Raw genomic sequence first — 14,502 nt, forward strand, 5'->3', positions numbered from 1 at the left:
CATTAGCAGAATACACCAATAGTATTATTAAATATCACTTACAAGTTGTTCTATACTGATTAAGTTATTAATTTGCAAGGATAGCTTTCATGCTCAAATCTATATCGATTCGTAAAAAACTCTTTGTTCTTCCTTTACTGCTAGCAGCAGCAATGATGGGTGAAGTAATCCTTGTAACAAGCTCTCTGCAACAAAACCATGACGACGCACAAATAGTAAATATTGCCGGTCGCCAACGCATGCTTACTAAGAAATATTCTGCTGAAGAGTTGCATAGAAGCTACTTAAAAGAACAAGAATTTCCAGGCATTCTTAGTGCCGACAACACGGTAAAGCTATATGAAGCTTCACTCAGTGCGTTAATGAGGGGCGGTCAAACCTACGCAGATTTAGGCCTCAAACAGCCTATAAACTTACCCGCTCCCAGTTACCAACCCTTCATCGACCAACTTCAACTCGTTGAACGTTTATGGAAACAACAATTAACTGCAGCACATAAACTGGAAAACGACCCTACAGGCGCCAATGCCAACGCTTTTTTGGAAATAAACCACAAGAGTATGGCGGCCATGAACAAAGCGGTACTCATTTACGCCGATTACGCAGAACTTAAACTAAACAACCTCGTTAATAACAGCATCGGGCTCGCAGTGATTATGGTGATTTTGGCCTCGCTAGTAGCTTGGATCGTCATTAGAGACACCACTCAGCCAATTAATCTATTGGTAGGAATTAGCCGAAAAATTAGCCGTGGTGACTTAAAGTCATCAGCTGAACTTACCCAAATTATCAGCAAAAATGAATTAGGCATGTTGGCGCACCACATCGAGTTAATGCGTGAGTCGCTGCAAGAAGCATTAAACGAAATTCAACAGGCTTCTAGCAGCATTAACTTGTCGTCAAACCAGGTGTCGGAGTTATCCAGTCAAATTAGCCAAGCTAACCGCAACGAGCAACAACGCTTTAGCAATATGTATGAGAACTCTCAAACTCTTGAAGAATCCACCGCTCGCTTAAGCGAGATTGCCGCCGAAACCTTAACTATGGTGACCCAGTGTAACGAGTTATCCACTAACGCCTCAGCCTTAGTGGGCGAAAACATCACCATGATGACCACCACCTCGGAAGAAACAGTTAAAGCCAGCAGCTTTATTAAAGATCTAAGCAACACTGCTGAGCAAGTTTATGGCATTGTGGATGCCATTCGCGCCATTTCAGAGCAAACTAACCTACTTGCACTAAATGCCGCCATTGAGGCCGCCAGAGCCGGCGAACAAGGCCGCGGATTTGCCGTAGTTGCCGACGAAGTTCGCAGCCTTGCAGCCAGAACGGGAAGCTCCACTGATGAGATTGCCAAGTTAATTACCCAGCTTACCGAAGGGGTACAGCAAGTCGTTAACAGCATGGGAGAGGTAACAGAAAAGGTTGAGCTAAGCCGCGAAACCTCGAAGCAAACCGAACAAGGCATTCTCCAGGTAACCGATAAAATTCAATCTGTGGCGCAAGCGCAGCAAAGCATCGATGAACAAGTAGACCGCCAAAATCAGCAATTAGATATATTGAAAGAAACCCAAGCCGAGCTACAGGAAATCATTGAGGAAAGCCATAATAAGTCGGAAACCTCATCACTGGTTGCCGGGCAATTGGCGAGAGTATCTAGCAATGTCACCGACTTACTACAGCGCTTTTCTATCGAAGCGTCGCTTAAAGCAGAAACTAAACACGAAGACGAAAAACGCAGTCATCCACGCGTACCTACTGGCTTACATTTCTCACTAAGCCAAGGGCATTTAAAAACCCAAGGCTTAACCAAAGACATTAGTAAAGGCGGGGTAAAACTGGTTATTCCTGGCAGCATGCATTTAAACAACAAGCAATCAATTGTGCTCAATTTGGCTTACTTATATAAGGGAACCAACAAGCAATTTGATATAGCCGGTAAAGTGATGGATGAAACCAAAGACGAATCTGGAAAACTTCAGTTGCACATCCGTTTTGAACAAGCAAATACCGAGCAAAACAAAGCGTTAGACGAAATTTTTGAAGAGCATGGCCTGCAATCAAACTTCAATAACAATGGAACAAAACAGCGCTACTTAGACCCACACACCGATACAGTGCAATACAGCTCTTAGCTACCGCTAAACTAAAAAAGCCAAGCCTTACTGCAAATAGTAATGAGCTTGGCTTTTTCACACTTTAGGGAGTTTACAGCGCTAAAACGCTTAAGTGGTTATCCCACTGCCAAGCAGTTTGTTGGCGCTGCAGTTTATTGCTTGGCTGAATAAGCTGACCTTGCCCGGTTGAGGCGAACCACGAGTGTTGGCTAGCTGCTAAGCCACACACATCATCAATTTGCATGAGTTGCTCAAGCTCTCGGCTTTGTTCTGACCATACAGCCAACTTAGCACCGCGTGGAGAACTGGCGATAAGCTTGCCATTGCTGCTTACTATGCTGCCAATATATTGATTAAACAAAGCCCAATAATCGGCATCAGCATCCAGCGCTTGGCATTGCTCATTACCTTTGTGCGAGTATATGAGCGACGTAACTTCTTGCTCAGGGTTTTGTCCTTGGCAAGCTAACCACACGGTATCGCTGGTTTTAGAATAACTTAGATGGCGAATACTTAACTGCGGGTTGTTGAGTTCTCGGCGTTGCAGCAGTTTTCCGCTTGGGCTATCCAGATACAATAGAGCAGGCTTCATACTGTCGAGATTAAGCTTTTCTCGCCCTTGGGTATGAATGCCACCCACCGCAACCACCAAACGCTGCTGCGGCAATAACAGTAACTGGTGTGGGCCTAATCCGCCCAATGACCACTGAGCGCTTAAACTCCACCCGGAATCTTGCTGGCGATACACTAAAATCTGCCCTTCACTGCTAGCACTTAACCCCGCGGTCACGTAAAGCTGTGTGGCGTCTTCCGAAAAAACCGCATGCCCAAAAAAGTGTATACCTTGTGGCGGTGAAAGCTGTTGAATTACCTCACCAGACTCTGGCGAAAACAACATGATGTATTTGCCTGGCCGGCGAGCAACACAAGCGGCTACGGTCTGTTTAGGTTTGGCCAAGGCAACATAGTGGCCCCGAGCAGGCAAAGCTAACTGGTAACGCAGTTCACCTTGTATATTCATGGCTGCGACATAGTGCTTATTTGCTTGTTTGGCACAAGCAATCAGCAAACTTTGCGGGCTTAGGTCTGGCTCATTGCTTAAGCCTTTTGCTAAGGTGGGTAAGCTTAAGCAACTAGCCGAAGCCCCAAAACCCAGCAGCTGAAATAGCACCTGTCGGCGATTAAACTTAGTCGCCATCGTTATTGTTAAAGCCCAGTTCAATCGATAAAGCTTGAGGAATTTGGTTAGCAAACAAGCTATCCAGCTTGGCTAAGTGAGGTTCGGCTTGCTGCCAAACGGCAAGTTCGACTTTTTCATCACTGGGCTCTTGGCCTGGCATAAGTGGTATTAAGGCTGTAAATTGCTCACCCACCTGTTTTGCTAACTTACTGTCGCTGCTGGCTAAAAACGGCGCTAAATCCTGCTGGTAACGCATTTGCAACAGGCTTAACTGCTCGGCTAATAACTCAGCGCTAATGTTAGCTCGCCATGCCTCGCCTTGGTATGGGCGCAAGCGTTGGTGCTTGGCTGAATACATCGCGCGAAACTTTCGCAGCATAGTACTAGTTTGTAAGCGGTAGCTATTTAGCACATCACTGCGCAGCTGCTCTACTTTCAGCTTTTCCAATTCAGCGCTTTGTAGGCCGCTACTCACTAGCTCAGTTGCACTCACATAACGGTTCACCGCACCCGGCAATAATGAACAGCGTTGTTGGTCGCTTAAGGTTTCAAACAGTAAGTACTCTTGAACCCGCAGGTTACTGTGGGTATCGCTTAGTGGCATAGGCGCATTAGATAAAGCCGCTTTTACCTTACGCCCAGTGGTATCTTTTTTATCTGGCCAATAGCTAATCGCCCAATTAAGCTTAAGATCAACCAAAGGACCAAGGGCGCTAGATTGCAGCGGCAAATAGGCCAAATAGTTTTGCTTCCATAGCAATTGGCTAGCTAACAGAGCCTCTTGGCTAGGATGGGCACAGTAGCTCTCGATGTGTTGCTGATAACTACGCGCCTGTTCAAGCAGCTGCGCGCTAACCTTAGCAATTGACTGCTTTTCTTGCTCAAGCCATTGCTGTTGAGAGGTTGTGGCGCTGGCATTAGCACAACTTAAGCCCAATACTCCCAGCAAGCCCATGGTTAGGCCACGCAAAAACTGCTTCTTCATACTTCGTCCTTACAATGAATTCACAAAAGCCACTAGCGCTTCGCGCTGCGACTGATTCAAGTTAGCAAAGGCTTGTTTTGCTGCTTCGGCTTCGCCGCCATGCCATACAATCGCTTCGGTAACATTACGCGCACGCCCATCATGTAATAGCTGGCTATGGCCATTTACCGTTTCGGTAAGCCCTACGCCCCATAGTGGAGGGGTTCGCCATTGCTGGCCGCTAGCCAAATACTCGCCACGACCATCGGCCAAGTCTGGCCCCATATCGTGCAACAGCATATCGGTATACGGGTAAATAAGCTGCTCACTTAATGCCGGCAATTGTTCACGTTTTGCAGTGGTAAAACTGCGTTTGTGGCAACTGTCACAGTTAACTTGGCTAAACAGTTTATCACCTAATTCAACTTGTTCAGCATCCTTAATACGGCGTTTAGGCACCGCTAAATGCTGGGTATAAAACTCAACAAAACCAAGCAGTTTATCACTCACTTCCGAACCATCGGGGTCGACTCCAGAGGTCGCGTTTAAACAATCCTGTTGCGCAGCAGTACAGTGATCTTTAGTGAACATTAAACTGGTAATGCCAATGTCGCCGTTAAATGCTGCAGCGTTTTGCTGCATCAAGCTAGGCTGTCCTGCTTTCCAACCAAAGCGGCCTAAATTAAAGGCTTGTAGTTGAGCGTCCCACACTTGGTTAGCCACACCTCGAATACCGTCGTTATTGCTATCCTCGGGATCGGCATTGGCTAAAATGTCTCCGGCACTAATGCTTTCAAGTAAACCTAAACCTATCATCGGTGAAGCAATACGCGGAGAAAACATCGTATTGGGGTGCATCTCGCCATAGCCTAGCTGGTCAACAATCAACTGTGGCTTGCGTAATACAATACTGCTGCCGTCGGCAAACTTAAAAGGTTTATCGGTATAGGCAAAGCGAACCCGCGCTTCTGCGGCAACACCGGGTATGGCTTGGTCTTGAATTTGCCCGCCATAAGTAGGCTCTGGTACTACGCCGTTTTGAGCTTCTAGGGCTTTTTGTTGCTCTGTTTCTGCAGGAATGCTAATCCGCACCAACATCGATACAGCATTACTTGCCCCAACCGGTGCAGGGTGGCCTCGACCATCTTTAATGTGGCAGTTTTGACAACCATTGGTATTAAACAAAGGGCCTAAGCCATCTCGGGCGATAGTGGTAGCTGGAGCTACAACCCAAGGGTTACGGAAGAAGCTGTTACCAGTACTAAAGTTAAGCCGACCTTCAAAACCTAAATTCGCTGCCGGCATAGAAAACGCGTTGGCATCAGTTTGGGTTGTTGTGGTATCACCGCCCGGTTTTTTGGGGTTGGCTAACACCGCCGAACAAAACACAGCCGCTACAGCAATTATTATTGTTTTTGTTGGGTTAAATTTCACACTCACTCTCTCCATAGAATGGTACTTCAGAAAGCACAAAAGGGAGCCTAAGCTCCCTTAAATAAACAACCTATAATTAGAACTCGTGATCTGCAGTATCTGGGTTTAGGTTGTCTATACCTAATACTTTGGCGCTCGCTTCAATAGCGCGGGTTTGTTCAACCAAGGCTAAAATGGTTCCATTAATTAGTGCATGGCCATCACTATTGCTAGCAGCAATAAGTTGGTCGAAGTATACGCCTTGTTGCTCGGCGCTCGCTACCAATTTGGCTGTTTCTGCCATAGATTGCTCAAACATCTTCTTGTTGCTCTTTGCAACACTTGGGTCTTTTTGGGCAACTAACTCAGCTAAGCTTGGACCAGTTAAGGTTGAACCATCTAAACGCTCAAAGCTGCCAAAGTAAACATTGCTAATACCTTGGTTATTGTAGAAGTGAGAGTTGTGCGTATTGTCGCTGAAACAATCGTGCTCATCTTCGGTTGAATTAGCTTCTAAGGCTACCTTCATACGCTCGCCTGCTAGCTCGCCTAAAGACAAGCTGCCCATGCCAAACATCATACGGCGTAGCGCTTGTTCACTTGGTTCTGCCACTAGCTGCTGCTGGTATTCGCCATCTTTAGCCCACTGCTTGCTCATCCAAGCCAAGTCATCAACTAATAGCTGAGTTACAGCGCTTAGATATGCGGCGCGGCGCTCACAGTTCCCATTAGTACAGGCATCGCCTTTAGCAAAATCGGTGTAAGCACGTTCGCCTGCACCTGCTTTGGTGCCATGAAGATCTTGACCCCATAACAAAAATTCTACCGCGTGGTAGCCAGTAGCAACGTTAGCTTCTGAGCCCGCCAATTCATTTAAAGAAGCTAATAGCTCTGGAGTGATGTTGCTTAAATCAACCTTGTCTTCACCTACTTGCAGGCTAGTGTTGGCAACAATATTTGCGGTAGCGCCAGGGTTACCAAGCTCGTATTGGTAATCGGCGGCAACGTAATCGATTAAGCCTTCATCTAAAGGCCAAGCATTAAGCTGCCCTTCCCAGTCGTCAACAATTGGGTTACCAAAACGAAATACTTCACTTTGCTGGTAATACACGCGAGCCACTTTCCAAGCGTCTTTCGCTGCTAATAAGCTTTTTTCTGAAGGCGCTTCAATAAGCTGCTGTGTTGCTTGCTGTAGCTGTAAAGCACTGGCGTGCGAATCACTAAACACTGCATGAGCTAACTCTGCATAATGCTCTACGACTTGATCTTGTTTTACATCTGCAAACGATGCGTTTGCCAACAATACTGTTGAACCTACTACTACTTTAAATAAGCGCATTGCCATCCCTTTCAAAACACACATGATAATTATTCTCATTATCTTTATCATTGATAATAAGTAAACAAAAATATGTCATTTTGTAAAAATTAATAAAAAGTAGCGCCATTTAACAAAGCACAAAATCACCATATTGATGTAATTAAGTTGTCATATAATTCTCGTTAAATACCCGCGCATGAGAAATTCAGCATCTGGTGAGTAGGAAAGGTTGCCAAGCCTTTATGAACTATTTGGCAACATTTCCCGTTCTAATGATTTATACCAATTACACTAAGAAAGTGTTCAGAAATAACGCAGGGAAATACTCGAGAATAAGGCAGGATTATTCGATAAGTAGTTATTCTACAATCAAAAATTCTAACGCAGTTATCGAGTATTTTAACCAGATAGAATGAACAGTTATTTAGTACGATTGGTATTAGTTCACACACTTAAATGAGGGTAAAAAAGAGTATGAGCACGCTTAATGGAAAGCAGTTTTGGAAAGCATTACGCAAAAAAGGTATCCCACCTTCGGTATTTGCGATGAAAGCCAATTGTTCGTTAAACAGTGTCTATAACTTGAAAGAGCGCAACCAAATCCCAGAAAAATTTGCGCTGGTACTAGATAGAATAAATTAAGACATTCTGGCGAGTTAATCAGTACCCAGATTAACTCGCTTACTAAAGTTGTGTCGCCAGCTATGCCCTTATCAGGCTCACTTCTTTAAGCTCAGCCTTGTTCTCAAAGCTAACTTACCGCTGATTAAACGGCTGCAGTTACCGACATCTCAACCAGTATCTCTTCTCGCGCCATATGGGCTTGCACACATGCTCGTGCAGGCGGAGTAACATCGGCTATCCAAGCGTCCCACACTTTATTCATTTCGGCAAAATCATCCATGGTGCGCACGTAAATAGTCACGCTTAGTAACTTCGACTTATCGGAACCAACCGTTGCCAACAGCTCTTCTACTTTTTCTATAGTGGTACGGGTTTGTTCGGCAATCCCTTGGCTGGTGTCTTTAGCCACTTGGCCACATAGATAAACGGTATTGTTATGCACCACTGCGCGACTCATTCGCGCTTTGCTCTCGAAATGTTGAATAGACATGTTTGCTCCTTATAAAAAAGGCTAGCATCGCTAGCCTTCACACTATTAAATCATAGCGCTTAACGCGCCAAAGACAGTGGATAGTTACGTTGTTCTGCTAACTGTTCCGCTAATGTTAACACTTGTTGATAGGCTAAACCCTGAGTACTCTGTAAGGTATTAAGATCGCCGCAAGCGGCAGGGCTAAGCAGGCCTAGCTCTCGTATGTTTTCAATAATTTGCTCGGCAGCACTTAAGGCCGAAGAGAACTTTACAATCTCGGTACGTGCATAGTGGGCCTTATCAAAGGAAACGCTAGCTGCGCGCAAACTTGGGTCACTACCTGGTATTTGCTGGGCACCAAATAAAGGCCGACCAGCCACCTTGGCATTGCTAAAGCTTGGTAAGTAGCGCGACATATGTTTTACCGCCTCGACAGTGCGTTGCTCTACTTCTTCAGCTTGCCAACCTTGGATTAACTTGCGACTTAAGCTTGCATCTAGCTCTGGTTGGGCACTGCTTTCGCTGGAGCTAACCAAGCCGCCTTTAAACAAGGTTACGGTGTCGGTCATGCCATGCAGCTGAAACAAGCCATCGGGATAGGGCGTTAGCTGCGCCATACCATTGAGCGTACCGCGCTCTCCATGAACAATAAGCTCTGGCCAGCGCCCTTGTGGATTTGGCCAAGTAGCTAAATATGCAGCTTTAAACTCAACCATTCGGCTACGGCTTAGCTTGGCCATATCGTCAATACTGCCACTGCGATATCCACAAGCGTTAATGAGGTAATCCACCTCTATGCTATGGCTACCCTGCGGACTGCTGTAATCCACCCGCCAACGCGGTGTAGCACCTGGCAGTAGCTCTATATGCGTGACTTTAGACTGGGTAAACACTTGGCAATTGGGCAAGCGCTCACTGGCTAACTTAACCGTGGCGGCAATACGCAACAGGCTTAAGCCGTATTCCTGCACCTGTACAAAGGGAAACTTAAAGGCCGATAAATCTAAGTTTTTGGCAACCGGAATCATCCACTCGTCTGGGCTTTGTGGCTGAGCCACTAACTCTTGCTTTGCCAGTGCCTCTAATTGTTCGCGGCTGTAAAGGCGATAATAATCTTCGGCTGGGCCTAGTTTTTGATTGGCAGGGTCTTGTTCAATAAGTGCAGCGTAATGAGCTTGCACCTTGCGTAAACGGGGGAGTAATGCTTCTGGCTCGCCGGGGTCATTAAGTGGCACACTAATAACCGTAGGGCGCTGGTTAACAGCGTGCGGAAATACCCGTAAGGTATGAATGGATTGCTCAAGCAGCTTTAAGCATTGCTCATCGGAGATTTCTCGATACAGGTTACCACCGGCATGTAAATGACAAGCTGGCGGCCCGTTCACTAAACTGGGCCCTGCTTCAAACAGGCTAACCTTGGCGCCAAGCTCAGCCAGCTTAAGGGCTGCTGCGCTGCCGGCAATTCCACCACCTACTACGGCGACTTGAGGCGAAACAGAAGAGGTCGCCGTCACTGGGTGCATTTGCATCACTAAAATTTCATCCGCTAAAGAAAAAAACTATAACGTGAATATTCTAACTGTCGATCAGTAACAATGAAACAGAATTTGCCCTAATCGAGCAGAGCTAAGCTACAGATAAATCGAGTAAAGAGGTTCGCATAGCCAAACAGGAGGTATTGAGGTTTAAAGAACTAAGACCATTTTGCTTTAACCAAGTAACATAGGCTCGCATATCATCGTCATAGGTAAAAGTATCATGCCGATTGTTACCACGCTGAATGACGTGTACCGTCACACCGGGCTAGGAAACACGAAGTTTTCGAGCTATTTCAACACCGAAAGCAATATGTTTACTTTAGTGTAGGAAAAATAAAATGACTCTGGCCCCTTTTATTTTTTCTATTTGATATACGCCACGCCGTCTTTAATACCAAGTGGGCTCTCACCTAGCGCATCTCTTAACCAAAGCGGATCACCATTAACTGTATCGTATGCTGTTAATGGAAGCATTTTATAGGTCATACATTCAGGAATATCGGCCACTACAATTTTCACAGCCTGATAGAGTTGCCAGTCTTCATAAAAGTCTCTTGCTGACTCCACTACATCTTCAAATTTTGCAAAATAATCTGAAAACACTTCAGCTAATGTCCGCTTCTCAAAAGCAAGTCTAGTTTGTACATCCAGCTCTCGATTATAACTAAACTCCGCAGAGCTAATCTGCGCAAAGGTTTTACTAATGTTCTCCATTAAATGCAAAGCTAAATCTAAATCATGCAAAGGTATATAACGCCTGAATAACTCTTCTGTAATCAAATCGTATTCGTGACCACTCTTTTTAACAACAAATTCATCAATGCAATCAAAAAATGCAAGCACATCGTTTTTAGGACCTAAACCTGCGGTAGTACTCCCACCAGCAAAACCAATTGTTTTCATATTACCTCAACCACCTTAATTTTATTCAACTGCAAAATCTATCGCATCTGGAGCAATTGCCCCATTTGACTTGCTTACAATCTCTTTGATGATTTCTCTTCTAGTCTCACGACTGACATTTTGACCGCGGATATCTATCACCACTTTTTGTTGCATACCATCAGCTAAATAAAAGGGGGCAGAGTCACTTTAATTTAGCTAACATACTTTCGCCACTCTTTACTCCTGCCTCGAATGCCTTCTGTTGCCCGCCGCACCACAAGCCTTGCAACTACCTTTTGTCTAGTTACACAATAAACTGAAAAGGAAGCCTTAATAAAAAGGAGGTTTAAAAATTGATAGCGGCAGTTTAAGAGCAGCGCATGAACAGCACAGAAACGAAAAAAGGCCAGCTAATTAGCTGGCCTTTAAAATTTGGCAGGGGCGGAGGCTGTCGAATCGCCCCGTCAAACCACTAATAAATAGCTTAAAAGTTATAAAACTTAACTCTTAGGGTTACTAACAGGGTTACTAAAATAAAACGTTACTCTGAACTGAACTGAACTGAAGCGACCTAAAACTCTGCTATCAGTATTTGAGCATGTTTCGTCGCGCTACGTCCAAAAGCCAGTTCATTAGATTGAGCGGCAACTTCTTTAGCCTCCGGCAGCAACAACTATATGACCTTAGCTTTTTCGAACAAGTAATTTTCTTTGGCATTTTGACCTCGTTAGTCAAATAAATTCTACCTCTAACGAAGTCTCTACTTAAATCACGCCGTTACACTTTAACTAAGGGTTACATATGGGTTACTTAAACTGAACGCCAACATAAAATAATAAACCACTCCCAGATTACTCAATTTAAATGTATGCGTATACATCACCCACACATTACTAATCTGCCTTACAACTTCTATCATTGGTTTTCTGTCGGTGCAGCAACAAAAAATTACTTAGCAACCAATAAAACAGCCTTTGCTCAACTAAGCCTGAACAATCCTTTTACAATCGCAGTGCAGCCGTCACTTTCTGTTGCTCATTACACAAATAACTCACCCGATAATAAGATGCCTCAAAGCCTGCTAGCGAAATAACCTGATTAGCCGGAATAACCTCTCCAGCAGTATTGGTGATCTCTTGAGCGAAACTGACTGAATTGGCCGCTTTTAAGTTAGCAATAACCGGCTCAGGCAAGCCGTGGCTTAAATCCACCACTAAAGCCTTACCATCGAGGTACAAGGTTTTATGTTGAGCGCTTAAAACGTTGTGATCGACCCTTACCCCACCCTCGGCAGCACAACTAAGTTTGAATATGCCGTAATGCTTAACCAAACCGACTAAACCATGAATGTTCGATTTAAGCACTCCCGCACTAGTGAACAGTTCTTTATAGGTGATTTGCGCATTGTTACTAATGGTTTCGTTGGGTTGGTTTTTAACCCTAAAGCTGTTGTAGGCAAACAAGCTAGGAGACACAAGCATTGCGAATAAGCCCAGCCAAATAATCGATTTCAAAACCCATTCCTTGTAATGACCAATTTGTTGCATGTTGCTTCCCTAGTTGATAACGCTTAGTTCAGGCTATCAACCACTGAGCCTTGCTTTACCTAACGCAGCACATCCTTGTGCTTTATCTGACGCTCTTTACACTTTAAAGCCCAATACCAGCTCATTTTGCTGATGGGCTAATTCGTCGAGCTTATTACTCACTTTGGCTACAAGCTTCATTGAGTGAGTATTGGAATCAGCAACGTTATTAATATCCTCCAAGCTACGAGCAATCATATTGGCGGTAGTTGTTTGCTCTTCAGCGGCATGAGCTATTTGATAGCTCATTTGGCTAATTTCGGCGATGCTGGTTTGAATATCATTCATGGCTTTATTAGCTTGCTCTGAATGCTCCACGCTGTTTTGCATTTCACTCACACAGCGTTGAATCACTGCGTTAGCATCTTCTGATTTATCTTGTAAACCTTGGATCATTTCTTCAATTTCGCTGGTTGCATCAGTGGTGCGTTTTGCCAACACTCTCACTTCGTCGGCCACTACCGAGAAGCCACGCCCCTGCTCACCCGCCCTAGCAGCCTCGATGGCGGCATTTAGCGCTAATAAGTTGGTTTGCATCGCTATTTGCTGAATTACGTCGAGAATAGAGCCAATATCTACACTCATTTGCTGCACTGCAGAAACCGCGTCTACCGACTCATTAAGTTGACCAGATAGGGTATTAATAGTGGCGGTGTTGTTGCTCATTACTAAACTACCGGTGCGCACTGCAGACTCTACATCGCCCACCTTTTGCATCGAGCTTCTCGCACTTGCCTCTACATCTTTAACTGAGTGTTCCATTTCGGTCATGGCGGTCGCGACAGTTGCCGTTTGATGGCGCTGCTCGCCAAGGCGATCACTTGATTCCGACATAGCAGACTGGTTTTGCGCAGACACTTCGGCCAGGTTAGTAGAAGTTACCCCAAGCTTTTGCAAAATGCTCTGCAAGTGACTCGCTAAGGTATTAATGTGCGCGCCCAATTGTTCAAATTCGATAAAGCTATGGTTATCCACGCGCTGGCGCATATCACCAGCGGTAAGCGCTTCTAAGGTCTGCAGCATACTGGCTAAAGGCTTGCGCACGTTACGAGAGAGGATCCACGCCAAAAACAATAAGAAGACACTCACCACGCCACCAATAACAAAAGCATGCTGGTAACTATCGCGGTAAATAGATTCGGCACTATCTATAGCGCTATCTTTGAGTACGTTAGCCGCTTGTCTAAACTCGCCTAAAATGGCTAGCGCGCTATCTACCTCTTCGGCCAGCACTGCAATATTTTGATACAGTAAGTTGCGTGATTTAACCGAGCGGTGATGTAAGTCTAATACCCCACCCTTTTTGCCTACGTCTTGAATAAACTGTTCAGTTGCTTGGTCAAAATGCTGGCTAAGTTCGGGCAATTGTGTGGCTAGGCCTTGGTAAGAAAAATTAAGCCTGGTAACACTTCGCTTATTGTTTTTGATTGCCTCGGCAATGGCTTTCACATCATCACTAGCCAAGGCATCTGAGGTAATGGTTTCGGTTTGTTTTAGTTTTTCAAAATAGCTTTTAGCCATTAGTTTTATGGCTAGATCATCTTGGCTATTTACAAACTCGCTCATGCCTAAGCGCAATTCGGTTTGCAGTTGTTGAAAACGGCGAGCGGTTATTCGGCGCTCACTTTGAGCAGAAAGTTGGTTACGGTAGTTAGCCATAGCCAGTTTAGATTCGGCAAAATAACGTTGCTCTAGTTCTTCTAATGCAAACAGTTGCTCAGTTAGTGAAGAACCTTTAGGTGTAGCTTGCTTAAGCTTTGCCAGAGCTGCTAAAAATGCTTGATGGTCTTGCTCAAATTTATCGGCAAACTCTTGCTGCTTGGCGCTGTTTTCCGTGGTAAGAAAATCTTTAAAAGTTTTATCGGCAATCAGCAAGTTTACACTGGTGAGATTGGAATAGGTGACTAGAGGAAGTGCATCGGAGTTCACCATCAGCAGTTGCTGGTGAACCCGACTAGTGCCATTAAGCATTAAAACAACAGTAACAATAAACAGCGACACCATTACCGCAAAGCCTAAGTACATACGCCTTACCAACGAGGTATTACGGGCTTTTTTATTTGAGAACAATCTAATCATACATCACCAAGAATTTACTATGTTGACAATATCCATAACAACGACATAACTAATTACCAGTAAAATAAATACTCCTATCAAAACCATTATCTGACTCCTAAGTTGGCAAGTAGCTAAAAAAGGACGAGACAAAAGCGCTACTAAATACGGTCCTACACAAACAGTATTCGTGGTTACTTAAGCTAGCGAGCGCTTGTTCAGCTCTCTATTGCTCGCTACCTAGTTAACCGCGTTATTGCCTCGCCTACCCCAATAAAAAGGTAAAGAACGAAAGGAAACGTTTTGAACTAGCTAGAGCCTCTAACTAAGTAGAGGCTCTAAAG

12 protein-coding genes are annotated in these 14,502 nt (G+C 44.8%); 2 read left to right on the top strand and 10 right to left on the bottom strand.

What is annotated here, in order from left to right; genetic code table 11:
- Nucleotides 1-89: 89 nt before the first annotated feature.
- Complete coding sequence (locus ACYFDN_RS18380; RefSeq protein ID WP_338624505.1) at nucleotides 90-2,135, top strand: methyl-accepting chemotaxis protein; 2,046 nt, start codon at nucleotides 90-92, stop codon at nucleotides 2,133-2,135.
- A gap of 73 nt (nucleotides 2,136-2,208) precedes the next feature.
- Here ACYFDN_RS18380 and ACYFDN_RS18385 read toward each other — a convergent pair whose 3' ends face one another.
- The 4 genes from ACYFDN_RS18385 to ACYFDN_RS18400 all read right to left on the bottom strand — a co-directional run bounded on the left by ACYFDN_RS18385 (nucleotide 2,209) and on the right by ACYFDN_RS18400 (nucleotide 7,013).
- Nucleotides 2,209-3,315 (bottom strand): DUF1513 domain-containing protein, encoded by a 1,107-nt coding sequence (locus ACYFDN_RS18385; protein WP_483512268.1) that lies wholly within the window; start codon nucleotides 3,313-3,315, stop codon nucleotides 2,209-2,211.
- Nucleotides 3,305-4,282, bottom strand: a complete 978-nt coding sequence (locus tag ACYFDN_RS18390; RefSeq protein WP_483512269.1) for an imelysin family protein — start codon at nucleotides 4,280-4,282, stop codon at nucleotides 3,305-3,307. The genes ACYFDN_RS18385 and ACYFDN_RS18390 overlap by 11 nt, the downstream gene beginning before the upstream one ends.
- A 9-nt stretch (nucleotides 4,283-4,291) precedes the next feature.
- The gene (locus ACYFDN_RS18395; RefSeq protein WP_483512270.1) at nucleotides 4,292-5,701 is read right to left on the bottom strand and encodes a di-heme oxidoreductase family protein; all 1,410 of its coding nucleotides are present in this window, start codon (nucleotides 5,699-5,701) and stop codon (nucleotides 4,292-4,294) included.
- Nucleotides 5,702-5,771: 70 nt separating this feature from the next.
- Nucleotides 5,772-7,013 carry an imelysin family protein gene (locus ACYFDN_RS18400; protein WP_483512271.1) on the bottom strand — a complete coding sequence of 414 codons (1,242 nt, stop codon included), beginning with the start codon at nucleotides 7,011-7,013 and terminating at the stop codon, nucleotides 5,772-5,774.
- 456 nt (nucleotides 7,014-7,469) lie between these two features.
- On the opposite strand from ACYFDN_RS18400, the gene ACYFDN_RS18405 reads away from it, so the two are divergent.
- A complete protein-coding gene (locus tag ACYFDN_RS18405; protein WP_016403909.1) occupies nucleotides 7,470-7,637 on the top strand; it encodes a hypothetical protein in 168 nt (55 codons plus the stop codon).
- Between the two features lie 124 nt (nucleotides 7,638-7,761).
- Here ACYFDN_RS18405 and ACYFDN_RS18410 read toward each other — a convergent pair whose 3' ends face one another.
- The 6 genes from ACYFDN_RS18410 to ACYFDN_RS18435 form a co-directional block, all read right to left on the bottom strand.
- The gene (locus tag ACYFDN_RS18410; RefSeq protein WP_016403908.1) at nucleotides 7,762-8,109 is read right to left on the bottom strand and encodes a RidA family protein; all 348 of its coding nucleotides are present in this window, start codon (nucleotides 8,107-8,109) and stop codon (nucleotides 7,762-7,764) included.
- A 59-nt stretch (nucleotides 8,110-8,168) separates the two neighbouring features.
- Nucleotides 8,169-9,614, bottom strand: coding sequence for an FAD-dependent oxidoreductase (locus ACYFDN_RS18415; protein ID WP_483512272.1), 1,446 nt, complete (start codon nucleotides 9,612-9,614; stop codon nucleotides 8,169-8,171).
- Nucleotides 9,615-9,992: 378 nt separating this feature from the next.
- The gene (locus ACYFDN_RS18420; protein ID WP_483512273.1) at nucleotides 9,993-10,532 is read right to left on the bottom strand and encodes a hypothetical protein; all 540 of its coding nucleotides are present in this window, start codon (nucleotides 10,530-10,532) and stop codon (nucleotides 9,993-9,995) included.
- A gap of 21 nt (nucleotides 10,533-10,553) precedes the next feature.
- Entirely contained in the window at nucleotides 10,554-10,688 is a 135-nt protein-coding gene (locus ACYFDN_RS18425) for a hypothetical protein (protein WP_483512274.1), read from the bottom strand.
- Nucleotides 10,689-11,515: 827 nt separating this feature from the next.
- Nucleotides 11,516-12,061: a hypothetical protein gene (locus ACYFDN_RS18430; RefSeq protein WP_483512275.1), complete on the bottom strand. Its 546-nt coding sequence runs from the start codon at nucleotides 12,059-12,061 to the stop codon at nucleotides 11,516-11,518.
- A gap of 96 nt (nucleotides 12,062-12,157) precedes the next feature.
- The gene (locus ACYFDN_RS18435) at nucleotides 12,158-14,179 is read right to left on the bottom strand and encodes a methyl-accepting chemotaxis protein (RefSeq protein WP_016401620.1); all 2,022 of its coding nucleotides are present in this window, start codon (nucleotides 14,177-14,179) and stop codon (nucleotides 12,158-12,160) included.
- Nucleotides 14,180-14,502 lie beyond the last annotated feature (323 nt).

This window comes from Agarivorans sp. D1326 (genome assembly GCF_056958115.1).

Bases quoted from the DNA above. Each gene is read 5' to 3' on its own strand.
- ACYFDN_RS18380 (WP_338624505.1), top strand. From the start codon at position 90: ATGCTCAAATCTATATCGATTCGTAAAAAACTCTTTGTTCTTCCTTTA.
- ACYFDN_RS18385 (WP_483512268.1), bottom strand. From the start codon at position 3,315: ATGGCGACTAAGTTTAATCGCCGACAGGTGCTATTTCAGCTGCTGGGT.
- ACYFDN_RS18390 (WP_483512269.1), bottom strand. From the start codon at position 4,282: ATGAAGAAGCAGTTTTTGCGTGGCCTAACCATGGGCTTGCTGGGAGTA.
- ACYFDN_RS18400 (WP_483512271.1), bottom strand. From the start codon at position 7,013: ATGCGCTTATTTAAAGTAGTAGTAGGTTCAACAGTATTGTTGGCAAAC.
- ACYFDN_RS18405 (WP_016403909.1), top strand. From the start codon at position 7,470: ATGAGCACGCTTAATGGAAAGCAGTTTTGGAAAGCATTACGCAAAAAA.
- ACYFDN_RS18410 (WP_016403908.1), bottom strand. From the start codon at position 8,109: ATGTCTATTCAACATTTCGAGAGCAAAGCGCGAATGAGTCGCGCAGTG.
- ACYFDN_RS18415 (WP_483512272.1), bottom strand. From the start codon at position 9,614: ATGCACCCAGTGACGGCGACCTCTTCTGTTTCGCCTCAAGTCGCCGTA.
- ACYFDN_RS18420 (WP_483512273.1), bottom strand. From the start codon at position 10,532: ATGAAAACAATTGGTTTTGCTGGTGGGAGTACTACCGCAGGTTTAGGT.
- ACYFDN_RS18425 (WP_483512274.1), bottom strand. From the start codon at position 10,688: ATGCAACAAAAAGTGGTGATAGATATCCGCGGTCAAAATGTCAGTCGT.
- ACYFDN_RS18430 (WP_483512275.1), bottom strand. From the start codon at position 12,061: ATGCAACAAATTGGTCATTACAAGGAATGGGTTTTGAAATCGATTATT.
- ACYFDN_RS18435 (WP_016401620.1), bottom strand. From the start codon at position 14,179: ATGATTAGATTGTTCTCAAATAAAAAAGCCCGTAATACCTCGTTGGTA.